General features: G+C 67.3%; 22 protein-coding genes and 4 tRNA genes. 19 read left to right on the top strand and 7 right to left on the bottom strand.

From position 1 onward, the window contains the following. The first annotated feature begins 126 nt into the window (after positions 1-126). The 6 genes from ACRYRV_RS00800 (at position 127) to ACRYRV_RS00775 (ending at position 4,953) form a co-directional block, all read left to right on the top strand. Complete coding sequence (locus ACRYRV_RS00800) at positions 127-381, top strand: type II toxin-antitoxin system Phd/YefM family antitoxin (protein ID WP_445001116.1); 255 nt, start codon at positions 127-129, stop codon at positions 379-381. Beyond that, on the top strand, positions 381-632 hold the full coding sequence (locus tag ACRYRV_RS00795; protein WP_445005954.1) for a Txe/YoeB family addiction module toxin: 252 nt from the start codon (positions 381-383) through the stop codon (positions 630-632). Before ACRYRV_RS00800 ends, ACRYRV_RS00795 begins: the two co-directional genes overlap by 1 nt. Positions 633-721: 89 nt before the next feature. Next, positions 722-3,169, top strand: a complete 2,448-nt coding sequence (locus tag ACRYRV_RS00790) for a Lon protease family protein (protein ID WP_445005953.1) — start codon at positions 722-724, stop codon at positions 3,167-3,169. Beyond that, entirely contained in the window at positions 3,162-3,917 is a 756-nt protein-coding gene (locus tag ACRYRV_RS00785; RefSeq protein WP_445005952.1) for a universal stress protein, read from the top strand. The genes ACRYRV_RS00790 and ACRYRV_RS00785 overlap by 8 nt, the downstream gene beginning before the upstream one ends. 69 nt (positions 3,918-3,986) lie before the next feature. Next, a complete protein-coding gene (locus ACRYRV_RS00780; protein WP_445005951.1) occupies positions 3,987-4,481 on the top strand; it encodes a hypothetical protein in 495 nt (164 codons plus the stop codon). Between the two features lie 79 nt (positions 4,482-4,560). After that, positions 4,561-4,953 (top strand): tellurite resistance TerB family protein, encoded by a 393-nt coding sequence (locus tag ACRYRV_RS00775; protein WP_445005950.1) that lies wholly within the window; start codon positions 4,561-4,563, stop codon positions 4,951-4,953. On the opposite strand, the gene ACRYRV_RS00770 is transcribed toward ACRYRV_RS00775, so the two are convergent. Further along, positions 4,950-6,107 carry an RNA-guided endonuclease TnpB family protein gene (locus tag ACRYRV_RS00770; protein ID WP_445004319.1) on the bottom strand — a complete coding sequence of 386 codons (1,158 nt, stop codon included), beginning with the start codon at positions 6,105-6,107 and terminating at the stop codon, positions 4,950-4,952. The two genes, ACRYRV_RS00775 and ACRYRV_RS00770, sit on opposite strands and share 4 nt — an antisense overlap. An 89-nt stretch (positions 6,108-6,196) precedes the next feature. Here ACRYRV_RS00770 and ACRYRV_RS00765 point away from each other — a divergent pair, with 89 nt between their 5' ends. Beyond that, complete coding sequence (locus tag ACRYRV_RS00765; RefSeq protein WP_445005949.1) at positions 6,197-6,397, top strand: tellurite resistance TerB family protein; 201 nt, start codon at positions 6,197-6,199, stop codon at positions 6,395-6,397. Between the two features lie 177 nt (positions 6,398-6,574). Continuing rightward, positions 6,575-7,816 carry an NAD(P)/FAD-dependent oxidoreductase gene (locus ACRYRV_RS00760; RefSeq protein ID WP_445005948.1) on the top strand — a complete coding sequence of 414 codons (1,242 nt, stop codon included), beginning with the start codon at positions 6,575-6,577 and terminating at the stop codon, positions 7,814-7,816. A 72-nt stretch (positions 7,817-7,888) separates the two neighbouring features. On the opposite strand, the gene ACRYRV_RS00755 is transcribed toward ACRYRV_RS00760, so the two are convergent. Then, the gene (locus ACRYRV_RS00755; RefSeq protein WP_444989063.1) at positions 7,889-8,317 is read right to left on the bottom strand and encodes a hypothetical protein; all 429 of its coding nucleotides are present in this window, start codon (positions 8,315-8,317) and stop codon (positions 7,889-7,891) included. A 41-nt stretch (positions 8,318-8,358) separates the two neighbouring features. Continuing rightward, a complete protein-coding gene (locus ACRYRV_RS00750) occupies positions 8,359-9,249 on the bottom strand; it encodes a DMT family transporter (protein ID WP_253451406.1) in 891 nt (296 codons plus the stop codon). 149 nt (positions 9,250-9,398) lie between these two features. Here ACRYRV_RS00750 and pyrC point away from each other — a divergent pair, with 149 nt between their 5' ends. Beyond that, positions 9,399-10,433: a dihydroorotase gene (pyrC, locus tag ACRYRV_RS00745; RefSeq protein WP_445005947.1), complete on the top strand. Its 1,035-nt coding sequence runs from the start codon at positions 9,399-9,401 to the stop codon at positions 10,431-10,433. Positions 10,434-10,589: 156 nt separating this feature from the next. Here pyrC and ACRYRV_RS00740 read toward each other — a convergent pair whose 3' ends face one another. The 4 genes from ACRYRV_RS00740 to folD form a co-directional block, all read right to left on the bottom strand. After that, complete coding sequence (locus tag ACRYRV_RS00740) at positions 10,590-11,753, bottom strand: Fic family protein (protein ID WP_445005946.1); 1,164 nt, start codon at positions 11,751-11,753, stop codon at positions 10,590-10,592. 119 nt (positions 11,754-11,872) lie between these two features. After that, on the bottom strand, positions 11,873-12,847 hold the full coding sequence (locus tag ACRYRV_RS00735) for an alpha/beta hydrolase fold domain-containing protein (protein ID WP_445005945.1): 975 nt from the start codon (positions 12,845-12,847) through the stop codon (positions 11,873-11,875). After that, positions 12,825-13,571: a 5'-methylthioadenosine/S-adenosylhomocysteine nucleosidase gene (gene mtnN, locus ACRYRV_RS00730; protein WP_444989057.1), complete on the bottom strand. Its 747-nt coding sequence runs from the start codon at positions 13,569-13,571 to the stop codon at positions 12,825-12,827. The genes ACRYRV_RS00735 and mtnN overlap by 23 nt, the downstream gene beginning before the upstream one ends. A gap of 68 nt (positions 13,572-13,639) precedes the next feature. Next, complete coding sequence (gene folD / locus ACRYRV_RS00725; RefSeq protein WP_444989055.1) at positions 13,640-14,497, bottom strand: bifunctional methylenetetrahydrofolate dehydrogenase/methenyltetrahydrofolate cyclohydrolase FolD; 858 nt, start codon at positions 14,495-14,497, stop codon at positions 13,640-13,642. 205 nt (positions 14,498-14,702) lie between these two features. On the opposite strand from folD, the gene ACRYRV_RS00720 reads away from it, so the two are divergent. The 10 genes from ACRYRV_RS00720 to ACRYRV_RS00675 all read left to right on the top strand — a co-directional run bounded on the left by ACRYRV_RS00720 (position 14,703) and on the right by ACRYRV_RS00675 (position 23,870). Further along, positions 14,703-14,779, top strand: a tRNA-Pro gene (locus ACRYRV_RS00720). Between the two features lie 68 nt (positions 14,780-14,847). Beyond that, positions 14,848-14,924, top strand: a tRNA-Arg gene (locus ACRYRV_RS00715). A gap of 58 nt (positions 14,925-14,982) precedes the next feature. Continuing rightward, positions 14,983-15,057 (top strand) — tRNA-His (locus ACRYRV_RS00710). A 25-nt stretch (positions 15,058-15,082) separates the two neighbouring features. Beyond that, positions 15,083-15,157 (top strand) — tRNA-His (locus ACRYRV_RS00705). 251 nt (positions 15,158-15,408) lie between these two features. Then, positions 15,409-16,767 carry a trigger factor gene (gene tig, locus ACRYRV_RS00700; protein ID WP_253451417.1) on the top strand — a complete coding sequence of 453 codons (1,359 nt, stop codon included), beginning with the start codon at positions 15,409-15,411 and terminating at the stop codon, positions 16,765-16,767. Between the two features lie 83 nt (positions 16,768-16,850). Then, a complete protein-coding gene (gene clpP, locus ACRYRV_RS00695; protein WP_299313191.1) occupies positions 16,851-17,471 on the top strand; it encodes an ATP-dependent Clp endopeptidase proteolytic subunit ClpP in 621 nt (206 codons plus the stop codon). Positions 17,472-17,576: 105 nt separating this feature from the next. Continuing rightward, a complete protein-coding gene (gene clpX, locus ACRYRV_RS00690) occupies positions 17,577-18,857 on the top strand; it encodes an ATP-dependent Clp protease ATP-binding subunit ClpX (RefSeq protein WP_444989053.1) in 1,281 nt (426 codons plus the stop codon). Positions 18,858-19,065: 208 nt separating this feature from the next. Then, positions 19,066-21,471 carry an endopeptidase La gene (gene lon / locus ACRYRV_RS00685; RefSeq protein WP_309637001.1) on the top strand — a complete coding sequence of 802 codons (2,406 nt, stop codon included), beginning with the start codon at positions 19,066-19,068 and terminating at the stop codon, positions 21,469-21,471. A 176-nt stretch (positions 21,472-21,647) separates the two neighbouring features. After that, positions 21,648-21,920 carry an HU family DNA-binding protein gene (locus tag ACRYRV_RS00680; protein ID WP_253451424.1) on the top strand — a complete coding sequence of 91 codons (273 nt, stop codon included), beginning with the start codon at positions 21,648-21,650 and terminating at the stop codon, positions 21,918-21,920. Between the two features lie 132 nt (positions 21,921-22,052). Continuing rightward, positions 22,053-23,870 (top strand): SurA N-terminal domain-containing protein, encoded by a 1,818-nt coding sequence (locus ACRYRV_RS00675; RefSeq protein WP_444984282.1) that lies wholly within the window; start codon positions 22,053-22,055, stop codon positions 23,868-23,870. The last annotated feature ends 283 nt before the right edge of the window (positions 23,871-24,153 follow it).

Raw genomic sequence — 24,153 nt, 5'->3', positions numbered from 1 at the left:
GGGCCTGAATCACATGACCCTCGACCTCGTCGGCGTTCGTACCCTCAGGGTCGGCAGGGCGGGGTGGGATAAATGGCGTATGCGTACAGAAATAAGTACAATGATGGCTCTCTGAAGGAGGCCTGCATGGATACCGTCACCTATACCCATTTCCGCAGCCACCTGGCCAAGGTGCTCGATCGTGTGAACGATGATCACGTGCCGGTGCTGATCACGCGCCAGAACGGCAAGCCGGCCATCGTCATGTCGGTGGAAGATTTCCGATCCTACGAGGAAACGGCCTACCTGATGGCCAGCCCGAAAAACGCCCAGCGGTTGAACGAGGCCATCGCCGAGGTCGAGCAGGGCGATGGATCGTCGCACGACCTGATCGAGCCGTGATGCTGACCTGGGCGACGCGCGCCTGGGAGGATTACCTCTACTGGCAGGGGCGCGACAAGAAGACCTTGAGGCGTATCAACACCCTGATCAGGGATATCCAGCGCCAGCCCTTCCAGGGGCTGGGCGATCCTGAACCTCTCAGGCACCAGTGGTCGGGCTACTGGTCGCGACGCATCGATCGTGAGCATCGCCTCGTCTACAAGGTCACGGACAGCGCCATCGTGATCGTGCAGTGCCGTTACCATTATTGAGCTGCCTGTCCCTCTCGACCTCGGCTCGTATATGAGCCATTCTCGAACCAACAGGAATCCACCTTCTGCTGCAAGAGGACGTCACTGCCATGGTCGAGGCACTAGCGGTTTCCGAGGTCTACCGGGGCTGCCCGGAGGCGGCCTTCTCCTTCGAGGTGACCAGCGAGCTGGAGTCGCTGGACCTGCTCAGCGGGCATGAGCGGGCGCGGGAGGCGCTGGCCTTCGGCACCGCCATCAGAAGCGACGGCTTCAACCTCTTCGTGCTCGGCCAGCCGGGCCACGGCATGCACAGCCTGGTGGGGCGCTTCCTGGAGGAGCGCTCCCGGGGCGAGGCGCCGCCGCCGGACTGGGGCTACCTCTACAACTTCGATGACCCCTCGGTGCCGCATTTCCTGCAGCTGCCGCCGGGCATGGGACGCCAGCTGCGCCGGGACATCGAGGCCCTGGTGGACGAGCTGCGCGGGGCGATTCCGGCGGTCTTCGAGAGCGAGGAGTACCAGAACCGCCTGCAGGAGCTGAAGCAGGCCATGGGGGAGCGCCAGCGCGACGCCATCGAGGCGGTGCGCCGGGAGGCCCGGGAGCAGGGCGTGCTGCTGCTCTCCACCCCCAACGGCTTCACCTTCGCCCCGGCCGGCGAGGACGACAAGATGATGTCGCCGGAGGATTACGAGCAGCTGCCCAAGGAGGAGCGTGACCGCATCGAGCACACGGTGGAGATCCTGCAGCGCAAGCTGACCCAGGCGATTCGCCGCATGCCCAAGCTCGCCAAGGAGCTGCGCGAGCAGATCGTCGCCCTCAACGAGGAGGTGATGCAGTCGGCCATCGGTGCGCCCCTGGCGGAGCTCGAGGAGCGCTACGCCGAGGAGGAGGGCATCGTCGCCCACCTCACCGCGATCCGCGAGGCGATCCTGGCCCACGTGGATGCCTTCCTCTCCGACGAGCCCGAGATTCCCCCTGAGGCGGTCTTCAGCCGCTTTCACCTCAACCTGATCGTCGACAACGCCGACACCCAGGGGGCGCCGGTGATCTATCAGGACCTGCCCGGCCACCAGCACCTGGTGGGGCGCATCGAGCACCATGTGCACAACGGGACCCTGCTCACCGACTACTCGCTGATCCGCGCCGGCGCCCTGCACCGCGCCAACGGCGGCTACCTGGTGCTGGACGTGCGGGCGGTGCTGACCCAGCCCGGCGCCTGGGAGACTCTCAAGCGCATCCTGCGCGCCGGCGAGATCCGCACCGAGTCCCTGGAGCAGGCCTACGGGCTGATCAGCACCGTGACCCTGGAGCCCCAGCCGATCCCCCTGGACGTCAAGATCGTGCTGCTCGGCGAGCGGCTGCTCTACTACCTCCTCTGCGAGCACGACCCCGAGTTCCTGGAGCTCTTCAAGGTGCAGGTGGACCTGGAGGATGAGCTGCCGCGCAGCGAGGCCAACCTGGCCCTCTATGCGCGCATGGTGGCGACCCTGGCTCGGGAGTCGGCGCTGCGCCCCCTGAACCGCAGCGGCGTGGCGGCGACCATCGAGCGCGCCTCCCGCCTCGCCGACGACCAGCAGCGCCTCACCGCCCGCCACCGGGACCTCAACGACCTGCTCCAGGAGGCGGACCACTGGGCCTCCCTGGAGGAGGCCACGGTGATCACCCGGGCCCACGTGGAGAAGGCGGTGGAGCAGCAGCTCCATCGGGCCGGGCGCATTCGCGAGCGCAGCCACGAGCAGATCACCCGGGGCACGGTGATGATCGCCACCGAGGGCAGCACCGTGGGCCAGGTGAACGGGCTCTCGGTGCTGGCGCTGGGCGACTTCGCCTTCGGCCAGCCGACCCGGATCACCGCCACCGCCCGGCCCGGCAGCGGCCAGGTGGTGGATATCGAGCGCGAGGCGCGCCTGGGCGGGCGCCTGCATACCAAGGCGGTGATGATCCTGTCGCGCTTCCTGGCCAGCCGCTACTCGCCGGATGCGCCGCTGTCGCTCTCGGCGAGCCTCGCCTTCGAGCAGTCCTACGGCGGCATCGAGGGGGACAGCGCCTCGGTGGCCGAGGTGTGCGCCCTGGTCTCGGCCATCGCCCGGGTGCCCCTGGCCCAGGGCTTCGCGGTGACCGGCTCCATCAACCAGCACGGCGAGGTGCAGGCGGTGGGCGGGGTCAACGAGAAGATCGAGGGCTTCTTCGACGTCTGCCGGGCCCGGGGCGAGCTCTCCGGCCAGGCGGCGATCCTGCCGGCGGCCAACGTGGAGCATCTGATGCTCAAGGCGGAGGTGCGCGAGGCCATGGCGGCGGGGCGCTTCCGGGTCTTCGCGGTGCGCCATGTAGATGAGGCCCTGGCCCTGCTTACCGGCGAGGCTCCGGGCGAGCCCGACGCCGACGGCCAGTTCCCCGCGGATAGCCTCAATGGTCGGGTCCAGGCGCGCCTGGCGGCGTTCCGGGAGGCGGTCAAGGCGGCCCGGGGCGGTGACGAGAAGGAGGAGGCCGGGCAGGGCGGCGGCGACCATAAGGAGGGCGGCGGCGACCATAAAAAGGAGGGCGGCGGCGATGAGTGAGCCTAGCGATACCCTGCGGGTGCTGGCGCTGCTGGATGACTCCCGCCAGAGCCAGGCGGCCCTGGCCGCGGCGGTGGCCCTGGCCGACGAGGTGAGCGCCGAGCTGGTGGCGCTCTTTATCGAGGATCTCGACCTGCTGCGCTGCGCGGCCTTCCCCTTCTCCTGCGAGGTGGGGGCGAGCACCGGGCTGACCCGGCCGCTGCAGAGCGACGAGCTGGAGGCGAGCCTGACGCGCCAGCTGCAGCGCATCACCCGGGCCCTGGAGCAGGCGGTGGCCGGCCGCGAGCTGCGCCACCGGCTGCAGGTGAGTCGCGGCCAGGTGGTGAGCGAGGCGCTGGCCGCGGCGGGGCCCGAGGACGTGCTGGTGCTGGGCAAGGCGGGGCTCTCGGCGCGCTGGGGCTGGAGCTCCCGGCTGGGCTCCACCAGCCGCCGGCTGGTGCTGGAGGCGCCCTGCACGGTGATCATCTGGGACGAGCGCCATCCGCCAGCGCCGGGACCGCTGCGCTACTTCCGGGGCGAGCCGCCGCGCCTGCCCTGGGGGGAGTCCCTGGCCGACGCCGTGGACCGCCATCCGCTCTTCGAGGGGCGCGAGGAGCTCGCCCTGATGGACGCCCCCAGCCTGGAGCGCTTCCTGGCTCGGGCCCGCCGCGGCGCCTTGGTGATCAACCGCACCACCCTGCGGCGGCTCTTCGCGGAGGACCCCGAGGTGCTGGCACGCATCCCGATCCCGGTTATCGTGGTGCCCTGAGCCAGGCAGCGGACACCACCGCCGGTATGGCACAATAGGCGGTTCGCAAGGCAAGGAAGGATCCGCCGGATGGCGTATGTTCTGGTAATGAGCAGCCTGGCGCTGTCGGTCAGCTTTACCCTGGGCTGGGTGCTGTGGCGCACGGCGCGGGGGCTCTGGAGGCTCGTGGCCGGGCCGCCGGCTCGAGGGCGGGCCAAGCCGCAAGCGAAATCCCGGGCCAGGAAGGCCCCGGCGCCGCGCCGGGCGGCCGCCGCGCAGAAGCCCGCCGCCCGCAAGGCCGCCAGCAAGCCGGCACAGAAGGTCCCCAGCCAGCCCTGGGGGCTGACCCGCTGGCTCTCCCGGCGCCGCTCGGCGCTGCCGCTCTCGTCGCTGGCGCTGCTGCTCTACGCCCTGACCCGGCTGGTGGAGTTCGGCATGACCCGCCGCCCCCAGTCTCCCCCCGCGGGCTACCATGACCTGGTCAACGCCCTCGGCTGGCTCGCCGCCGGGCTCCTCGCCCTGGCCCTGCTCAACCTCCTCGCCCGCTGGCGCTGCTCTCAGGCAACTTCGGGGGCAGACCCTTAAGTCCGCTTAAGGGTCTGACCCGGGCGAACCCGAGCCTGGGGCGCTGGTCAAAAGTGCCTCCAACGGCAGGAGATCGATCGTGCTTGCAGGTATCCAACGCTTCTTCCAACAGGTGCTGGCCGAACCGGAGCACCAGGCGCCCGAGGCGCCGACCCTGGAGCTCGCCGTGGCGGCGCTGCTCTGCGAGGTGATGCGCGCCGACTATCAGGAGGATCCGGCCCAGCTGACGGCGCTGCGCGAGATGCTGAGCCGGCAGCTGGCGGTGCAGGAGGAGGCGGTGGATGAGCTGGTGGCCCTGGCCCGGGAGGAGGCGGAGAACGCCGTCGACCACTATCAGTTCGTGAGCCTGTTGACAATCCTCCTCTCCCTGAAGGAAGAGGATTCCCGGGTTGTTGCCTTCCCGGTTCCTGCTTCACGGCCCGTTGCCTTCGGTGATGGCACCGTCGGTCTTATACAAGCTCCACAGGCTTAACCTCCCGTGTGCCCCACGGTAGTTTGATCGTGTTGGCGGAGCTTGTCGGCTCCCGCCAGAATCGCTTTACCCGCCTGCAAGATGTTGCGGGCAGCATTGATGTCACGGTCGATGCCCTGGGTGCCGCAGGCCGGACACGTCCAGGTGCGGACATTCAGCGGCATCGCGTCAGCGATGTGGCCGCAGTGGAAGCAGCGCTTCGAGCTGGGATACCACTTGTCGATCTGGACGAAATCGCGCCCGTACCACTCGGCCTTGTAGGCAAGTTGGAGGGTGATCTGGTGCCACCCCACGTCGCTGATGGCCTTGGCCAGTGACCGGTTCTGGAGCAGGTTCTTGACCTGCAAGCTCTCCGCCGCAACGACTTGGTTCTCGTGAATGAGCTGCGTGGTGAGCTTGTGGGTGGCATCGCGGCGCTGATCGGCCCGCTTGGCGTGCAATCGTGCTACCTTCAACCGGGCTTTGGCCCGGTTGTTCGAGCCGCGCTGCTTGCGCGACAGCGCCCGTTGAGCACGGGCCAGCTTGCGCTCGGTCTGCCGGATAAAGCGCGGATTGGGGATCTTGGCGCCATCGCTGGTGATGACGCGGTGCGTCAGCCCCAGGTCGATGCCGACCATCTTCGGCGTCACCGGCAGCGCTGTTTGTTCCTCTTCCACCAGGAAGCTGACATGGTAGCGCCCTGCGGTATCTCGGCTGACGGTGATGCTGCTGGGCTCGCCGGTAAAGCGGCGGCTCCATCGGATGGCCAGCGGGGCTTTCTGCTTGGCCAACCACAGATGACCGTCGCGCCAGCGGAAGCCGTTGGCCATGTAGGTGGCCGACTGCTTTCGCTGCTTCTTCTTGAAGGTGGGATACCGCGCCTGGCCTTTGAAGAAGTTGGCAAAGGCCCGATCCAGGTGGCGCAGCGACTGCTGGAGGCAGACGTTGGACACCTCGGCCAGAAACGCAGTGTCCGGCTGCTTCTTGAGGGTGGTCAGGGCCTTGGCGGTGGCGTTGTAGCCCATCCGCTCCTGGCGCTCGTACCAGGCATCCGTGCGTTCGCGTAGGAAGTGATTGTAGACGTACCGCACACAGCCGAACGTTCGGGCTAGCTGCTCGGCCTGCTCGGGCGTGGGATAGAAGCGGTAGCGGTATGCGCGAAGTACGGTAGCCATGACTTGAGTCTAGTGTGCTAGATTTAGCCTGTCAAAAAGAGGCGCTAACGCGCCTCGCGCTTTCCTTCCTCGCACTAGAAGTACGAGGTTTGACGCGCATTCTGATCAAGGCGCACTACGACTACCCCAGGCGCTGTGAGCTGGTGCGCCTGATGTGGGAGCTCGCCCTGGCCGACGGGGAGCACCACCACCTGGAGGAGCACCGCATTCGCCAGCTGGCGGAGCTGCTCCACGTGAGCCACGGCGACTTTATTCGCGCCAAGCTTCAGGCACAGGAAGCGGCGACGTAAATCTCTTCTGTTTTTCGGGAGAGATTTGGATGATGGTGCTGCACAGGCGCTGTGTTATAGAAATACCGTCTTAATTATCAGGCCGTTGCCGATTTTCTGGAAAGTGCTGCTAGACTCCCAGCATGACAGCCCTGCCCGGCGGCGGGGCTTTCTCTATGCATCGTCAGGGAGACCCTCATGTCCCGCAATATCATCGTTCTTGGTGCCGGCATGGTCGGCGTGTCGGTAGCCTGGCATCTGGCGCGTCGCGGCCATGACGTCACCCTGGTGGACCGCCGCGAGCCGGGCCTCGAGACCTCCTTCGGCAACGCCGGCATCATCCAGCGCGAGGCGGTGCGCCCCTACGCCTTCCCCCGGGATATCGGCACCCTGCTGCGGGTGCTGCCCAACCGCGAGGTGGATATCCGCTACCGCCCCACCGGGATGGTGAGCGCCGCGGGCCCGCTGCTCAACTACTGGCTCAACTCCGGCGGCGAGCGCTATGCGCGCATCGTCGAGGAGTGGGCCTCGCTGATCATGCGCTGCCAGGATGCCCATGCGCCCATGATCGAGGCCGCCGGCGCCGAGGCGCTGGTGCGCAAGGGGGGCTGGCTCGAGCTCTACCGCACCCGCAAGGAGTTCGACGAGCGCCTGGCGGAGGCGCAGGAGAATCACGAGCGCTTCGGGGTGGAGTATGAGGTGCTGGACGCCGAGGCGCTCTACGCCAAGGAGCCGCACCTGGCCAAGGGGCTGATCGGTGCGATCCACTGGACCCAGCCCTGGATGGTCTCGGACCCGGGTGGCCTGGTACAGGCCTATGCCAGGAGCTTCGCGGAGCAGGGCGGCCATGTGATGCAGGCCAGCGTCGAGGAGGTGCATCAGGTGGGCACCGGCTGGCGGGTCAAGACCAGCGAGGGGGCCCTGGAAGCCGACCAGGTGGTGGTGGCCATGGGCCCCTGGTCCGGCGAACTGCTCGGCAAGCTTGGCATGAACGTGCCGCTGTTCGTGAAGCGCGGCTACCATATGCACTACTCCGCGGAGGAGGGGGCGACGCTCAACCACTGGGTGATGGACGCGGAGAAGGGCTTCCTGCTCGAGCCGATGCGCGCCGGCATCCGCCTGACCACCGGCGCCGAGCTGGCCGACCTGGACTCGCCGCCCCAGTACAAGCAGCTGGCCGCCGCCGAGAAGGTGGCCCGCAAGCTGTTCCCGCTGGGCAAGCGCCGCGACGCCCAGCCCTGGAAGGGCGCGCGCCCCTGCATGCCGGACATGAAGCCGGTGATCGGCCCGGCCCCCGGCAAGGAGGGGTTGTGGCTCGCCTTCGGCCACGGCCACCAGGGGTTTACCCTGGGCCCGGCTACCGGGGAGCTGCTTGCCCAGATGATGGACGGCGAGGAGCCGGCGGTAGAGATGGCGCCCTTCCGGGTTGATCGCTTCTGAAACGCGCTTCCCCAAACGACAACGGGCGCCCCGCAGGGGCGCCCGTTTCTCTTGGTGCGTGGCCGCTCGAGGCTAGGCCCGGTTGCCCCCCCGGGGGCGGCGCGTCGCATGCATGGCGAGCTTGATCAGCACGGTGACCACGAAGACCAGCCAGCCGGCGGTGGCAAAGACGTTGAACAGCAGCATCTTCTGCAGGCCGTCCAGGGGCAGCAGCAGCTCCTCGATCACCACCCCGAACAGGAAGGCCAGGGTCAGCGGCAGGGCCAGGAGATGCATCCACATCTCGGTGCGCCGCTTCCTGACGTGGTAGCGGCGCATCAGCACGCGGGTGGGGCGATGAACGAAGCTGACCAGCACCAGCGTCGCCAGCAGCAGCAGCGCGGCCATGATGGGCTCGACGCTGCCGATCTGCCCCGAGAGGCTGATCGACCAGAACACCACCAGCCACATCAGACCGGTCAGCACGGCGACCAGATCGGCATAGTGGCGCGCCTTCGGCATAGGAAATCTCCCTGTGAACTCTCGGCGCATGATACGGCATTTCAGCGCCGGGTGACGAGGTGGCGGATCCAGTACCAGCGATTGATCAGCAGCGCGGCGAAGATCAGCCCGCAGCCGGCAAACTGCAGCAGGGTCATGCTCTCCTGGTACCAGGCGGCGGCCAGCAGTGCCGTCCATACCGCCTCCAGCATCAGGATCACCGCGGCGTGGCTCGGGGTGGTGAGCCCCTGGGCGTAGACCTGCAGCAGAAAGCGCAGGATGCTGGCCAGCACCACGCTGGCGCCGAGCCAGCCCAGGGTGACGCCGTCGATGCGCGCGGGCCAGGGCTCCACCAGGGCCGAGACCAGGCCCAGCAGGATGCCCACGGTGGTGAGCTGGATGGCGGTCAGCGGCAGGGTCGGCAGCCGGTGGACCACCCGGGAGTTGACGTTGATCAAAATCGAGAAGAGCACCGCCGAGACGGTGATCAGCGCCTGGCTCGCCTCGATGCGCAGCCCGGCGTTGAGCGACAGCAGGGCGAAGCCGACCCCGGCGACGGGCAGGGCGATCCAGGTGGTGCGCGGGGGGCGGTCGCCGAAGAGGAGCCTGGCCATGATCGGCACCAGCAGGATGCCGAGGCTGTTGATAAAGGCGCTCTCGCCGAGGTGCTCCGAGTGGTGCAGCCCCAGGATCCAGAAGGCGAGGGCGCCGCTGAACAGCACGCCGACGCCGGCGCCGGTGAGCAGGTCGCGGCGGCCGAGGCGGCACAGCACCGGGGCGGCAAAGGCGCACAGCAAAAGCCCCGCGATCAGGAAGCGGCTGGCGATGAACAGCAGCGGCGGCATGCCGTTCAGCGCCTCCTTGGAGAAGATCCAGCCCGCGGCGGCCAGCAGCGTGACCAGGAGCAGCAGCAGGTCGGCGCGCAGGGGCGCGCGGGCGTTGGGGTCGAGCATCGGGAGCCTGCCGGGTGGTAGTGGAAGGGATCAAGGGCAGGGATCACGTTAGCAGACTAACGGGCTCCTGTCCGCTCCGGCAGCCGCGGCGGGCCGCTTTGGGTATACTGGGGTCACCCTTGAATGAACCCGCCAAGACAGGACACGCCGTGACCTCACTGACCCTGACCCGCCCCGACGACTGGCACCTGCACCTGCGTGACGACGAGGCCCTGGCCGCCGTGGTGGGCGCCTCCGCCCGCCAGATGGGCCGCGCCATCATCATGCCCAACCTCAAGCCGCCGGTCACCACCACCGAGCAGGCCCTGGCCTACCGCGAGCGCATTCTGGCCGCCCTGCCGGCGGGCAGCGCCTTCGAGCCGCTGATGACCCTCTATCTCACCGACCGCACCCCGGCCGAGGAGATCGAGCGCGCTCACGCCAGCGGCCTGGTGCAGGCGGTGAAGCTCTACCCGGCGGGGGCCACCACCAACTCCGACTCCGGCGTTACCGACCTCAGGCACTGCGACGAGGCCATTGCCGCCATGGCGCGGCTCGGCATGCCGCTGCTGGTCCACGGCGAGGTGACCGATGCCGAGATCGATATCTTCGACCGCGAGGCGGTCTTTATCGAACGCGTCATGAAGCCGCTGCTCGAGCGCCACCCCACCCTCAGGGTGGTCTTCGAACATATCACCACCGCCGATGCCGCCGAGTTCGTCACGGCGGCGCCGGCCAACGTGGCGGCCACCATCACCGCCCACCACCTGCTCTACAACCGCAACCACATGCTGGTGGGCGGGATTCGTCCCCACTACTACTGCCTGCCGATCCTCAAGCGCGAGCGCCATCGCCAGGCGCTGCTGGCCGCGGCCACCTCGGGCAGCCCCAAGTTCTTCCTGGGCACCGACAGCGCGCCTCACGCCCAGGGCGACAAGGAGAGCGCCTGCGGCTGCGCGGGGGCCTACACCGCACCGGCGGCCATCGAGCTCTACGCCGAGGCCTTCGAGGAGGCGGGCGCCCTGGATCGCCTTGAGGGCTTCGCCAGCCACTTCGGCCCGGACTTCTACGGCCTGCCCCGCAACCCCGACAGCGTGACCCTGGTACGCGAGCCCTGGCAGCTGCCCGAGTCCCTGGCCTATGTGGGTGACTCGCGCATCGTGCCCCTGCGCGCCGGCGAGACCCTGGCCTGGAAGCTGGTCTGATACTTACTTAACGGTTTGCCTCTGCGTGAGCTGATTGTCGTGAAATGCACCGTAGGTGTTGCTTTTCAGCTTGAAAAGCAACGCTGATGGTGCATTTTATTGGCGCTTGAGGCAGTCGATGTCGGCTCGCAGCCTCCCACCCTCGATGGATATCGCCTACCCCCCGTCGTCCTGACGATGAATTTCCGGTACTTGATAGCGCGTGCTGCGGCCCCCTCCAGGCAGCTTCACCAGGCACCCCTTCTCGACCAGCCCGGCGAGGTGGCGGGTGGCGGTTGCCTTACTGACCTTGGCGACTTTCTGGTATTGCGAGGCGCTGATGCCGTGCGCAAACCCTCGTTCTCCTCCATCCAGCAGGCGGTTCAGCACCTTCACCTGCTCGGGAAGCAGGCCCGCCGACCCGAAGCGCTGCCAGAAGCGGGCCTTGGCCAGCGTCCGCTCGACCAGCGCCAGGACATCCAGCAAGGTGGCATCCAGCGTCTCCAGGAACCAGACCAGCCAGGCCGTCAGGTCTGGCGTGCCACGCTGGCTTGCTTCCAGGCGGCGATAGTAGTCGGCGCGGCGCTCCAGGATGGCGGCCGACATGGCATACAGCCGGATGCTCTGCTGGTCTGCCTGCGCCAAGGCACGATCGGCGATGGCCCGGGCAATCCGGCCATTGCCGTCTTCAAACGGATGCAGCGTCACGAACCAGAAGTGTGCCAGGCCCGCCCGGACCAGGGGATCCAGTGCCGGATCATGACGGCTGGCCTCAAACCATACGAGAAACTCCTCAACCTCGTGTTCCAGCCCCTCTCGCGGCGGCGCCTCGAAATGTACCCTGGGACGATCCAGGCGACCCGACACCACCTGCATGGGCTCCACCCCGCGCCATTGCCTTGGCCGCAGCGTCGTCAGCGCGGCATCAGCCTCGGGGAACAGCCAGCGATGCCACTGAAACAGCCGCTCGGCGTCCAGCGGCGTGTCAGGCTTGAGGGTGGCATCCAGCATCAGCTCCGCCAGGCCTTCAGAACGGGGTGAGGTGGCGCCCTCCGGCGCCTCCACGCCAAGGCGCCGGGCCAGGGAGGAGCGAACTGACGCCACATTCAGACGCTCTCCCTCGATGGCCGAGGAGGTCACGATGTTCTGCAATAGCGTATCCAGGGCGGCTCTCGCCTCTGCGTTCTGGTCATCCGCGACGGCCAGGGCCCCCGCTCGTCCCAGCAAGATGCCGAGATTCCTCCAGCATGCCCGGGCCCGTGGCTGAATCTCGGCCGCGTGCCAGGTGAAGTTCGGCCAGCCGGGGTGCTGCCAGATCCATGTCGGGGTGTGATTGGCCATGCAAGACCTCTAGAAGGGCGGAGGAGCCGAATAGCAATGAATTTCGGCTCACTGCATGAGCCGAATAGTGATCGCTTTCGGCTCACCTGGCAAGCCTTGCCGGCCGAGAGGCGGAGTCTCTAGCGTTCGGTGCCCTTGACCTGACGCTCGAGGAAGTCGATGCCGGCGTCGATGGCGCCGCCGCGGGTGAGAAAGCTCAGGAAGTGCCCGCGGCCGCGCTGTAGATAGAGCTCGGCCTCGCCGCCGCTTTCCACCAAGGCCGCCTGGAAGTCGGTGCTGTGGTCCAGCGGCACCAGGCGGTCCCAGGTGCCGTGGAAGAGGAAGAAGGGCGGCGGCGTGCCGTTGATCTGGCGGGCCGGGGAGGCCAGGTCGTACTGCTCCGGCACCTCGGCCCGGGTGCCGCCCAGGAACTCAACGACGAGCCGCCCGTCGGGGAACTTGAAGAGATCGCTGGGGATGCCGCCGGCCACCACGGCGGCCAGGCGGGCGTGGTCGCCGCCATGGGGCTCGGCCAGGGGCCCCTCGGCGCCGGCCAGGGCCAGCAGGCTGACCAGGTGGGCGCCCGACGAGAAACCCACGCCGACGACGCGCTCGGTATCCACCCGCCACGCCTCGGCGTTGGCGTGCAGCCACGCCATGGCCTGCTGGAGGTCGTGGAGCTGGGTGGGGAACTGGTGCGCCGGCGCGAAGCGGTGCTCGATATTGACGGTCACGAAGCCGCGGCTGGCCAGCTGCTCGGCGATGGGTTCCATGTCCCGGGGGGAGCGGTTCTGCCAGCCGCCGCCGTGCACCAGCAGGGCGGCAGGGCGCAGGGCAGCGTCTGGCTCTGCCCCGCTGGCCGCTGAGTCGGGGAGCAGCACTCGAGCGTTCAGCGTCTGCGGCCAGCCGTCCGGGGTATAGGGCATGGCCGGCAGGGCCTGGAAGGAGAGGGCCGCCGGCGCGGCGTCCGCGGCCGGCGGGTCGGCGGCAATCGGCGCCAGGCGGCTGTCGAGGTGAGCGGCGCCGCAGCCGCCCAGCAGCAGGGCGGCAAGGGCCAGGGCCGGAAGCCACAGGCCCCGGCGCAGGCGGGGGCTACGCCCTTTCGGCCAGCGCATCGGCGCGGGCCTCGCCGGGGAGTTTGGCCAGCCGGGCCACCATGGCCTCGACCATGCGCGCCGAGTGGGTCGCGGCGACCTCCAGGAACTCCTCGAAGGAGAGGTGGTTGTCGCCACCGCCGGCGATATCCGAGAGGGCGCGAATCACCACGAAGGGGCAGCCGTAGAGGTGGCAGGTCTGGGCGATGGCCGCGGCCTCCATCTCGGCGGCGAGCATGGTGGGGAAGCGCTTGCGGGTCTGGGCCACCAGGTCGGGGCAGGCCATGAAGACGTCGCCGGTGGCGATCAGCCCCTCCACCACCTTGACCTCGCCCAGGGACTCCACGCACTCCCGAGCGATGGCCACCAGGCGCGGGTCGGGCAGGTAGGCGGCTGGCATCTGCGGCACCTGGCCGTGCTCGTAGCCGAAGACCACGGCGTCCACGTCGTGGTGGCGCACCTCGCTCGAGACCACCACGTCGCCGATCGCAAGCCCCTCGCCGAAGCCGCCGGCGGAGCCGGTATTGATCACGGCGTCGGGCTGGTAGAGATCCAGCAGCAGGGTGGTGCCCACCGCGGCGTTCACCTTGCCGATGCCGGACTGCAGAATCACCACCTCGACCCCGTGGAGCAGGCCGCTATGGAAGGTGGAGCCCACGTGGCTGCGGGTCTGGCGCTCCTCGAGCAGGGAGGCGAGATGCTCCACCTCCTGGGCCATGGCGCCGATGATACCGATGCGCTGCATTGTTGCGTCTCACTCTTCTGAGGGGTCAGACCCTTAAGGGCACTTTGGGGTCTGACCCCCAGGGGGATTTAGCGGGCGTCGTGGAGGTCGGCGGCCTGCAGGGTGTTCTCGAGCAGGGTGGCGACGGTCATGGGACCGACGCCGCCGGGCACCGGGGTGATCCAGCTGGCGCGCCGGGCCGCGGCGTCGAAGTCGACGTCGCCCACCAGGCGGCCATCCTCCAGGCGGTTGATGCCCACGTCGATGACGATGGCGCCCTCCTTGACCCACTCGCCCTTGACCAGCCCCGGCTTGCCCACGGCGACCACCAGCAGATCGGCGCGGCGCACCTGCTCCTCGAGGTTGCGGGTGAAGCGGTGGCAGACGGTGGTGGTGCAGCCCGCCAGCATCAGCTCGAGTGCCATGGGCCGGCCAACGATATTGGAGGCGCCCACTACGGTGGCGTCGAGGCCGCGCACCTTGAGGTCGCTCTGCTCGAGCAGGGTCATCACCCCCTTGGGCGTGCAGGGGCGCAGCAGCGGCAGCCGCTGGGCCAGGCGGCCCAGGTTGTAGGGGTGGAAGCCGTCCACGTCCTTGTCGGGGCGGATGCGCTCGAGGATGGGGCGGGCGTCCAGGTGGGCCGGCAGCGGCAGCTGCACCAGGATGCCGTCCACCGCCGGGTCGGAGTTGAGCGAGTCCACCAGGGCCTCGAGCTCAGCCTGGCTGGTCTCGGCGGGCAGCCGGTGCTGGAAGGATTCGATGCCGGCCTCCACGCAGGCGTTGTGCTTGTTGCGCACATAGACCGCCGACGCGGCGTCCTCGCCCACCAGCACCACGGCGAGCCCCGGCGCGCGGCCCCCGGCATCGCGCCGGGCCTGGACCTGGCGGGCGACCTGCTGGCGGACTCGGGCGGCTATGGACTTGCCATCGATCAGTTGGGCGGACATCGCGCTTCCTCTGGCGGTTGGGTGGAGGCGGGCGACAGGCCCGCCCGCGGTAACGAGAAGGCGTGATTTTCGCATGCCGGGGCGGGGAAACAAAGCGCGAGACCGGTAATGGTGTGCCAAGCACTTGACCGCAGGGGAAAGTCACGTAGAATACGCAGCGCTCGACGAGGCCCCTGCGGCGGCGTCAGGCCAGCGATATCGCCGGCGGAGTGTAGCGCAGTCTGGTAGCGCGCCTGCTTTGGGAGCAGGATGTCGGGGGTTCGAATCCCTCCACTCCGACCACAACCTGTTGAATGATCTGAGAAATTCTGGATCCTGGGGTTGCGGCGAGGCAGCCTGGAGAGTAGAATGCGCCCATAGCTCAACCGGATAGAGCAACGGCCTTCTAAGCCGTAGGTTGCAGGTTCGAGTCCTGCTGGGCGTGCCATCTCCTCTGGTGCGTGCGGGACGACGGTCGAGTGGTACGAGCAGTAAATGTCGTAGTGGTGGATGTAGCTCAGTGGTAGAGCCCCGGATTGTGGCTCCGGTGGTCGTGGGTTCGATCCCCATCATCCACCCCATTACGACACATGTTTCAAGGCAGTGGTGGATGTAGCTCAGTGGTAGAGCCCCGGATTGTGGCTCCGGTGGTCGTGGGTTCGATCCCCATCATCCACCCCACTCCTTGAACCCTCTGTTGGTTTTCCTGTCTATTCCCCAGCGTCGCGGGCTCAAACGAGTCGGCGGTTTTTGCGTTTCCGGCCGTCTGCCGCCGGCAGCCCCCTTTTTTCGCGGCGGGCGCCTTGCATTCCTTACGGGTGCCCCCATGTCCTGCGGCATGGCGCTTGCCAGTGCCGGGCGGGATTCATAAAATCAGCCCCTTGATTCTTCATTACCTTCAACCCAACGCCCCAGTCGGTAGAGGACATTTCATGCAAGTTTCCGTCGATACGACCTCCCAGATCGAACGCCGCATCACCGTCCAGGTGCCGGCAGCCGAGATCGACGAGGCCGTCAATGCCCGTCTCAAGGATGCCGCCAAGAACGTTCGCATGGACGGCTTCCGCAAGGGCAAGGTGCCGATGTCGGTGATCCGTCAGCGCTACGGCCACGACGTGCGTAACGAAGTGGTGGGTGAGGTGATGCGTGAGCGCTACGTGCGCGCCATTTCCGAGAACGAGCTCAACCCGGCGGGCTTCCCGCAGATCGAGGCCACCGTCAACGAATCCGGCAAGGATCTCGAGTTCGTGGCGACCCTCGAGGTCTACCCGGAGTTCGAGCTGGCTTCCATCGAGGGCACCGAGGTCGAGCGCCCGGTGGTCGAGGTGGTGGAGTCCGACGTCGACGAGATGATCGAGACCCTGCGCAAGCAGAACGCCGGCTGGGAAGAGGTCGAGCGCGCTGCCGCCGACGGCGACCAGGTCAACATCGACTTCCAGGGCTTCCTGGGCGACGAGCCCTTCGAGGGCGGCAGCGCCGAGGGCCACGATCTGGTGCTGGGTTCCGGCAACTTCATTCCCGGCTTCGAGGAGCAGCTGGTGGGTGCCGCCGCCGGCGACGAGAAGGAGATCAAGGTCACCTTCCCCGAGGACTACCAGGCCGAGCACCTGGCCGGCCAGGAAGCGACCTTCAAGGTCAAGGTCCATGCGGTCAAGGGCCAGGCCCTGCCCGAGGTGGACGCCGAGTTCGTCAAGAAATTCGGCGTCGATGACGGCGATCTCGACAAGTTCCGCGCCGAGGTCAAGAAGAACATGACCCGCGAGGCCGAGCAGGCCGTCGACAACCGCATCAAGGGCCAGGTCCTCGAGGCACTCAAGAAGGCCAACGAGATCCCGGTGCCCCAGGCGCTGGTGCAGCAGGAGACCGACGGCCTCAAGCGCCAGGCGGCCCAGCAGTTCGGCCTGGGCGAGGACTTCGACGTCTCCCAGCTGCCCAACGAGCTGTTCTGGGAGCAGGCCCAGAGCCGCGTCCAGGTCGGCCTGCTGCTGGCCGAGGTGATCAAGTCCAAGGAGCTCGACGCCAGCGACGACGAGATCAAGGCCAAGGTCGAGGAGCTCGCCGAGCAGTATCAGGAGCCCGCCCAGGTGGTCGAGTACTACATGGGCAACGAGCAGATGAAGACCCAGGTCAAGTCTGCCATCCTTGAGGAGAAGGCCGTCGACGCCCTGCTCGAGCAGGCCAGCGTCAAGGACGTCGAGATGAGCTACCAGCAGGTCCTGGCCGCCGCCCAGCAGCAGGAAGAGGCCGCCGAGGAGAGCGAGGAAGAGCGTCAGGAAGAGAGCAAGGCCTGACCCTTCTCCCGCACCGGGGGCGCCGGCCGCGGCCGGCGCTCCACCCCACGCTTCCATTCATCGGATGCAAGGACATCACACTGATGAGCAACGAGTTCGATATTCAGAACGCCGGCGGCCTGGTGCCGATGGTGGTCGAGCAGAGCGCGCGCGGCGAGCGGGCCTATGACATCTATTCCCGCCTGCTCAAGGAGCGTGTGATCTTCCTGGTGGGTCCGGTGGAAGACTACATGGCCAACCTGGTGGTGGCCCAGCTGCTGTTCCTCGAGTCCGAGAACCCGGACAAGGACATCCATCTCTACATCAACTCGCCGGGCGGCTCGGTGACCGCGGGGATGTCGATCTACGACACCATGCAGTTCATCAAGCCCGACGTCTCCACCGTCTGCATCGGTCAGGCGGCGAGCATGGGCGCGCTGCTGCTGGCCGGCGGTGCGACGGGCAAGCGCTTCTGTCTGCCCAACTCGCGGATGATGATCCATCAGCCGCTGGGCGGCTATCAGGGGCAGGCCTCGGATATCGAGATCCACACCCGTGAGATCCTCGGCATCCGCGACAAGCTCAACCATATCCTGGCCCACCACACCGGCCAGGACATCGATACCATCGCGCGGGACACCGACCGCGACAACTTCATGAACGGTGCGCAGGCGGCCGAGTATGGCCTCATCGATGCGGTGCTGGATAAGCGGCCCACATCCTGATAGCGTGATTTTCACGCCCTGACCCCGTTCTCCGGCAGCTCCGGCTGCCGATGTGAGCCCGGCCGGGCGCCCGGTGCGCCCAGCCAATTGAAATGAGGTATGCGAATGGCCGACGGCAAAGGCAAGGACGAAGGCGGCAAGCTGCTCTACTGCTCGTTCTGCGGCAAGAACCAGAACGAAGTGCGCAAGCTGATTGCCGGACCGTCCGTCTATATCTGCGATGAGTGTGTCGACCTCTGCAACGACATCATTCGCGAGGAGGTGCTCGATGCCGATGCCGAGACCGACGAGGAGCGCCTGCCGACTCCCCGCGAGATTCGTCACACCCTCGACGACTATGTGATCGGCCAGGACCGCGCCAAGATGGTGCTCTCCGTGGCGGTCTACAACCACTACAAGCGGCTGCGCTCCGAGGTGCAGAAGGATGATGTGGAGCTCGGCAAGTCCAACATCCTGCTGATCGGCCCCACCGGCAGCGGCAAGACCCTGCTGGCCGAGACCCTGGCGCGCCTGCTCAACGTCCCCTTCACCATCGCCGATGCCACCACGCTAACCGAGGCGGGCTACGTGGGTGAGGACGTCGAGAACATCATTCAGAAGCTGCTGCAGAAGTGCGACTACGACGTCGAGAAGGCCGAGCGGGGCATCGTCTATATCGACGAGATCGACAAGATCTCCCGCAAGTCGGACAACCCCTCCATCACCCGTGACGTCTCGGGTGAGGGCGTCCAGCAGGCGCTGCTCAAGCTGATCGAGGGCACTACCGCCTCGGTGCCGCCCCAGGGTGGGCGCAAGCACCCCCAGCAGGAGTTCCTGCAGGTCAATACCGGCAACATCCTGTTCATCGTCGGCGGCGCCTTCGCCGGCCTCGATCGCGTGATTCGCGACCGCGCCGAGAAGGGCGGCATCGGCTTCAGCGCCGAGGTGAAGAGCAAGGATGAGTCCCGCGGCGTGGGCGAGCTGCTGGCCGATGTGGAGCCCGAGGATCTGGTCAAGTTCGGCCTGATCCCCGAGTTCGTGGGGCGCCTGCCGGTCATCGCGACCCTCACCGAGCTCACCGAGGACGCCCTGATCCAGATCCTCACCGAGCCGAAGAACTCGCTGATCAAGCAGTACGCCAAGCTCTTCGAGATGGAGGGCGTGGAGCTGGAGTTCCGCGAGGACGCCCTGCGCGCGGTGGCCGTCAAGGCGATGACCCGCAAGACCGGCGCCCGCGGCCTGCGCTCCATCCTGGAGTCGGTGCTGCTCGATACCATGTACGAGATTCCCTCCCTGGAGGGGGTGTCCAAGGTGGTGATCGACGCCTCGGTGATCGGCGGCGAGAGCGAACCGCTGCTGATCTACTCCCAGCAGCAGGAAGCGGCCGGCGACGGCACCGGCGGCTGAGCCGTTCGGGCCCGTGATGCCTCCGGGCCGCCACGCGGGAGCGAGCCTCGCCATCCCCCGGTGATTGCCGGCCTGGCGGCGCCGCTCCCGCGTTTTCGTGTGGGCCATCGGCCGTTTTCCGCCTTCATTGTCGCCCTGTCCCTTGCAAAGGTGCCGGTGCGCCCCCACTCCTGTGACATTCACCCGTTTTGTTTGAGGAACGTCTGCGATGCAGCAGAACGCTGATCAGACCCTGAGTCTGCCCCTTTTGCCGCTGCGGGATGTGGTTGTCTACCCGCAGATGGTCATTCCGCTCTTCGTGGGCCGCGAGAAGTCGATCGAGGCCCTCGAGGCGGCCATGAGCGCTGACAAGCGGGTGCTGCTGGTGGCCCAGCGCGAGGCCAGCAAGGACGATCCGGACCGCGATGACCTCTTCGCCATCGGCACCGTGGCCGAGATCATGCAGCTGCTCAAGCTGCCCGACGGCACCGTCAAGGTGCTGATCGAGGGGGTCTCCCGGGCCGACGTGGGTGAGATCCACACCGAGGGGGCCTACAGCACGGCGCAGGCGGTGCTGCGCGAGAGCGAACCGCTCACCGAGCGCGAGCAGGAGGCCCTGGTGCGGGTGCTGCTCAACCAGTTCGAGCAGTACGTCAAGATGTCGAAGAAGGTGCCCAACGAGGTGCTCAACTCCCTCTCCGGCATCGAGGACCCCAGCCGCCTGGTGGACACCATCTGCGCCCACCTGTCGCTGAAGATCGACGACAAGCAGCAGCTGCTGGAGATGGATCGCGTGCGCGACCGCATCGAGCACCTGATGGCGCTGATCGAGGCGGAGATCGACCTCTTGCAGGTCGAGAAGCGCATCCGCTCCCGGGTCAAGGACCAGATGGAGAAGTCCCAGCGCGAGTACTATCTCAACGAGCAGATGAAGGCCATCCAGAAGGAGATGGGCGAGCTCGAGAACGTGCCCAACGAGGCCGAGAAGTACGAGCAGGCCATCGAGGCCTCCGGCATGCCCAAAGAGGCCAGGGAGAAGGCCACCCAGGAGCTCGGCAAGCTGAAGATGATGTCGCCCAACTCCGCCGAGGCGACGGTGGTGCGCTCCTACCTGGACTGGCTGGTCTCGGTGCCCTGGAAGAAGCGCACCCGGGTCAAGCACGACCTGGTCCACGCCCAGCAGGTGCTGGACGAGGACCACTACGGCCTCGAGGAGGTCAAGGCGCGCATCCTCGAGTACCTGGCCGTGCACAAGCGGGTCAAGAAGCTCAAGGGGCCGGTGCTCTGCCTGGTGGGGCCGCCCGGGGTGGGCAAGACCTCGCTGGGCAAGTCCATCGCCCGCGCCACCAACCGCAAGTACGTGCGCCTGGCGCTCGGCGGGGTGCGCGACGAGTCCGAGATTCGCGGCCACCGCCGCACCTATATCGGCTCGCTGCCGGGCAAGATCGTCCAGCGCATGTCCCGGGCCGGGGTCAGGAACCCGCTCTTCCTGCTCGACGAGATCGACAAGATCGGCATGGACCACCGCGGCGATCCCGCCTCGGCGCTCCTCGAGGTGCTCGACCCTGAGCAGAACGACACCTTCAGCGACCACTACCTGGAGCTGGACTACGACCTCTCCGAGACGCTCTTCATCTGCACCGCCAACTCCATGAATATCCCGGGGCCGCTGCTCGACCGCATGGAGGTGATCCGGCTGCCGGGCTACACCGAGGACGAGAAGCTGGCCATCGCCAGGCGCTACCTGGTGCCCAAGCAGCTCAAGGCCAACGGCTTCAAGGAGGGCGAGCTCGAGCTCTCCGACGAGGCGCTGCTGGAGCTGATCCGCTACTACAGCCGCGAGGCGGGGGTGCGGGAGCTGGAGCGCCAGATCGCCAAGGTGTGCCGCAAGGTGCTGCGCGAGCGCCTGGAGAAGGAGGGCGGGGAGGGCGCCCTGGCGCCGCTGACCCTGGCCGCCGATGCCGTCGAGGCCTACGCCGGGGTGCGTCGCTACAGCTACGGGCTGGCCGACCAGGAGGATCAGGTGGGGCGCGTGACCGGCCTGGCCTGGACCTCGGTGGGCGGCGAGCTGCTCAATATCGAGTCGGTGGTCACCCCGGGCAAGGGGCGCCTCAACAAGACCGGCTCGCTCGGCGACGTCATGAAGGAGTCGGTGAGCGCCGCCCAGACCGTGGTGCGGGCCCGGGCGCTGAAGTTCGGCATCGACCCGGAGCGCTTCGAGAAGGAGGACCTCCATATCCACGTGCCCGAGGGCGCCACGCCCAAGGACGGCCCCAGCGCCGGCATCGCCATGGTCACCGCCATGGTGTCGGCCTTTACCGAGCGGCCGGTGCGCTGCGACGTGGCCATGACCGGCGAGGTCAACCTGCGCGGCGAGGTGCTGCCCATCGGCGGCCTGAAGGAGAAATTGCTGGCCGCCCGGCGCGGTGGTATAAAGACCGTGCTGGTGCCGGAGGAGAACCGTCGTGATCTCAAGGAGGTTCCGGATAACATCAAGGAAGCTCTCGATATCAGGCCGGTACGCTGGATCGATGAGGTGCTCGAGGTGGCGCTGGCCAAAAGGCCCGAGGCGTCAGGCGAAGAAACCCGATCCGAAGACAGCGCATCTTCACCGTCGATGATCAGCACGCATTGACAATAATTTCCCCATCATGATGTACCCTAAAGCCTGATATGGTGGGGCTTGGCGTGGTAGTTTGCTTGACAGTCCTTTCATCGCATTGCTATAAATTGCGCCATGCTGTGATCGCGACTTCCGGCTAAAAGCCACGCCGATTAGAGCCAAATTCCGAAAAAGTCAAGGGGTGAAGTGTGAACAAGTCCGAGCTGATCGAAGCCATTGCCGCGTCTGCCGACATTCCCAAGGCAGCTGCTGCCCGGGCCCTGGACGCCATGGTCGACACCGTGACCGACAGTCTGAAGAAGGGTGAGAGCGTTTCCCTGGTGGGCTTTGGTACCTTCCAGGTCAAGGAGCGCGCCGCGCGCACCGGCCGCAACCCCCAGACCGGCGAGCCGATCGAGATCAGCGCTGCCAAGGTGCCGAGCTTCAAGGCCGGCAAGGCGCTCAAGGATTCCGTCAACTGAGCGAACCGCACCGCTGCGTCGCTGATGGTTGAGTCACCTACAGGCGCATCGCCCCCGGCGGTGCGCCTGTCTTGGTTTTAGCCGTGACGCAGTCATCCGCCACTTTCCACACAATACGTTGCCGAGGCCTGCATGCTGCAAAGTATTCGTGACCGCTCCCGAAGCTGGGGCGCCAAGATCATCGTCGGGGCCGTGGTCGTGACCATGGCCCTGTTCGGCGTCGAGTCCCTGGTGGGGCTCTTCGGCGGCGGTGGGGACGAGATCGCCAAGGTCAACGGCGAACCCATCACGCGTCAGCAGCTGGAGCTCGAGGTCCAGCGGGCCATTCGCTCCGGGCAGGTGCCCCCCGAGCAGGAGCGCGCCCTGCGGGCCCAGATGCTCGACCAGCTGATCACCGACCGCCTGCTGACCCAGTACGCCGAGGAGGGTGGCCTGCACCTCTCCGAGGAGCAGCTGGACCAGGTTATCGTCTCCCTGCCGGAGTTCCAGGACGGCCAGGGCCGCTTCGACGGCGAGCTCTTCCGCAACCGCCTGGCCAGCGCCGGCTATACGCCGATGGCCTTCCGCGAGGAGCTGCGGGTGGACATGAAGCGCCAGCAGCTGCAGCAGGGCCTGGCCTTCAGCGACTTCACCCTGCCCAGCGAGCAGGAGACCCTGGCGGCCCTGCAGCGCCAGACCCGCACCTTCCGCCACGCGGCGCTCTCCGCGGACGCGCTCGAGGATGCCATCGAGGTCAGCGAGGCGGACGTCCAGGCCTACTACGAGGCCAACGCCGAGAACTACCGGCGGGCCGAGCAGGTGCGCCTAGAGTACGTGATCATCGACCGTCAGGAGATGGCCGCCGACGTCGAGATCGACGAGGCCGAGCTGCGCGACGCCTGGCGCGAGCGCACCGCCGATGCCGACCGCCGCATCGCCCATATCATGCTGACCTTCAATGGCGAGCGCAGCCGCGATCAGGCCGTGGAGGAGCTGGAGGCGGTGCGTCAGCGCCTGGCCGACGGTGAATCCTTCGCCGACCTGGCCCTCGAGGTCTCCGACGATACCGTCTCCGCGGAGCAGGGCGGCGATCTCGGCGTGATCAGCCAGGGCTTCTTCGGCGACAGCTTCGACGAGGCCGCCTTCGGCATGGAGGAGGGCGAGGTCTCCGGCATCGTCGAGACCGACAACGGCCTGCACCTGCTCACCGTGACCGGCCTGGAGCGCCAGCCCTTCGAGTCGATGCGCGACGAGCTCCAGCGCGAGCTGGCGCTCTCCCGGGTCTCCGGCGAGTTCAACGAGCGGGTCCAGCGCCTGATCGACGAGAGCTTCGCCGCCGACGACCTGCAGAGCGTGGCCGATGATATCGGCCTTGCGCTGCAGGAGAGCGACTGGGTCTCCCGGGAGGGCGCCGAGGGCGTGCTCTCCGAGCCCGGCGTGATGAGCGAGGCCTTCAGCGATGACGTGCTCCAGGAGCGCTTCAACAGCGAGGTGATCGAACTCGATACCGATCGCCGCATGGTGCTGCGCGTTGTCGAGCACCGCGACGCCACCACCCTGCCGCTGGAGGAGGTGCGTGACGAGGTGGAGGCCAGCGTGGCCGCCAACCTGCGTCGTCAGGCCCTCTCCGAGGTGGCCGAGGAGCGCCTGGCCGCCCTGCGCGCCGGCGAGAGCCTGGAGCTCGACTGGCAGCGCGCCGAAGGCGTCGGCCGCCAGGAGGACCAGGGGCTCTCCCGGGCGCTGGTGGATGCGGTGTTCCGCCTGCCGGCTCCCGAAGGGGATGACGTCGTCTACGGGCGCGCCGTGGACGGCGACCGGGTAGTGCTGATCGCGCTGGAAGCGGTCGAGGAGGGCGAGGTCAACGCCGAGATCGAGCGGTTCGTGGCCAGCATGGCCGAGCGGCTGCGCGCCCAGGCTGCCATCCAGGGCCTGCTGGACGACCTGCGCGACAAGGCGGATATCCGCCGCTAAGGCCTGAGGCCAGCCGCAAGGTACGTCGCAGGCTAAAAGGAGCAAGTTTCAAGGAGTCCCCTTGGCTTGCTCCTTTTTTGTTGATCATCGTCGATTAGCGTTAATGGGCCCGGTGGGAGGACGGCTCTGCCGCGCGAATGGCGCCGTAGGCGCCCCGGTGGTGTTGCCATCATGGGTGACTACCGCCAGGGAGGCCTTCGGCCTCCATTCGCACTATCGCGCAGGATCTGCGCTCCTACTCCCCCACGCACTATCGCGCAGGATCTGCGCTCCTACTCCCACA

Source organism: Halomonas mongoliensis (assembly GCF_052496345.1).
Note: the sequence above shows the minus strand (reverse complement) of the source record. Positions and strands in the feature narration are given on the sequence as shown.

Excerpts from the sequence above, each read along its gene's own strand:
- folD (WP_444989055.1), bottom strand. The coding sequence starts at position 14,497 with ATGTCCGCCCAACTGATCGATGGCAAGTCCATAGCCGCCCGAGTCCGC.
- ACRYRV_RS00770 (WP_445004319.1), bottom strand. The coding sequence starts at position 6,107 with ATGGCTACCGTACTTCGCGCATACCGCTACCGCTTCTATCCCACGCCC.
- ACRYRV_RS00735 (WP_445005945.1), bottom strand. The coding sequence starts at position 12,847 with ATGCGCTGGCCGAAAGGGCGTAGCCCCCGCCTGCGCCGGGGCCTGTGG.
- tig (WP_253451417.1), top strand. The coding sequence starts at position 15,409 with ATGCAAGTTTCCGTCGATACGACCTCCCAGATCGAACGCCGCATCACC.
- clpP (WP_299313191.1), top strand. The coding sequence starts at position 16,851 with ATGAGCAACGAGTTCGATATTCAGAACGCCGGCGGCCTGGTGCCGATG.
- ACRYRV_RS00790 (WP_445005953.1), top strand. The coding sequence starts at position 722 with ATGGTCGAGGCACTAGCGGTTTCCGAGGTCTACCGGGGCTGCCCGGAG.
- clpX (WP_444989053.1), top strand. The coding sequence starts at position 17,577 with ATGGCCGACGGCAAAGGCAAGGACGAAGGCGGCAAGCTGCTCTACTGC.
- ACRYRV_RS00795 (WP_445005954.1), top strand. The coding sequence starts at position 381 with ATGCTGACCTGGGCGACGCGCGCCTGGGAGGATTACCTCTACTGGCAG.
- ACRYRV_RS00675 (WP_444984282.1), top strand. The coding sequence starts at position 22,053 with ATGCTGCAAAGTATTCGTGACCGCTCCCGAAGCTGGGGCGCCAAGATC.
- lon (WP_309637001.1), top strand. The coding sequence starts at position 19,066 with ATGCAGCAGAACGCTGATCAGACCCTGAGTCTGCCCCTTTTGCCGCTG.
- ACRYRV_RS00740 (WP_445005946.1), bottom strand. The coding sequence starts at position 11,753 with ATGGCCAATCACACCCCGACATGGATCTGGCAGCACCCCGGCTGGCCG.
- ACRYRV_RS00780 (WP_445005951.1), top strand. The coding sequence starts at position 3,987 with ATGGCGTATGTTCTGGTAATGAGCAGCCTGGCGCTGTCGGTCAGCTTT.
- ACRYRV_RS00760 (WP_445005948.1), top strand. The coding sequence starts at position 6,575 with ATGTCCCGCAATATCATCGTTCTTGGTGCCGGCATGGTCGGCGTGTCG.
- ACRYRV_RS00755 (WP_444989063.1), bottom strand. The coding sequence starts at position 8,317 with ATGCCGAAGGCGCGCCACTATGCCGATCTGGTCGCCGTGCTGACCGGT.
- ACRYRV_RS00800 (WP_445001116.1), top strand. The coding sequence starts at position 127 with ATGGATACCGTCACCTATACCCATTTCCGCAGCCACCTGGCCAAGGTG.
- ACRYRV_RS00750 (WP_253451406.1), bottom strand. The coding sequence starts at position 9,249 with ATGCTCGACCCCAACGCCCGCGCGCCCCTGCGCGCCGACCTGCTGCTG.
- mtnN (WP_444989057.1), bottom strand. The coding sequence starts at position 13,571 with ATGCAGCGCATCGGTATCATCGGCGCCATGGCCCAGGAGGTGGAGCAT.
- ACRYRV_RS00785 (WP_445005952.1), top strand. The coding sequence starts at position 3,162 with ATGAGTGAGCCTAGCGATACCCTGCGGGTGCTGGCGCTGCTGGATGAC.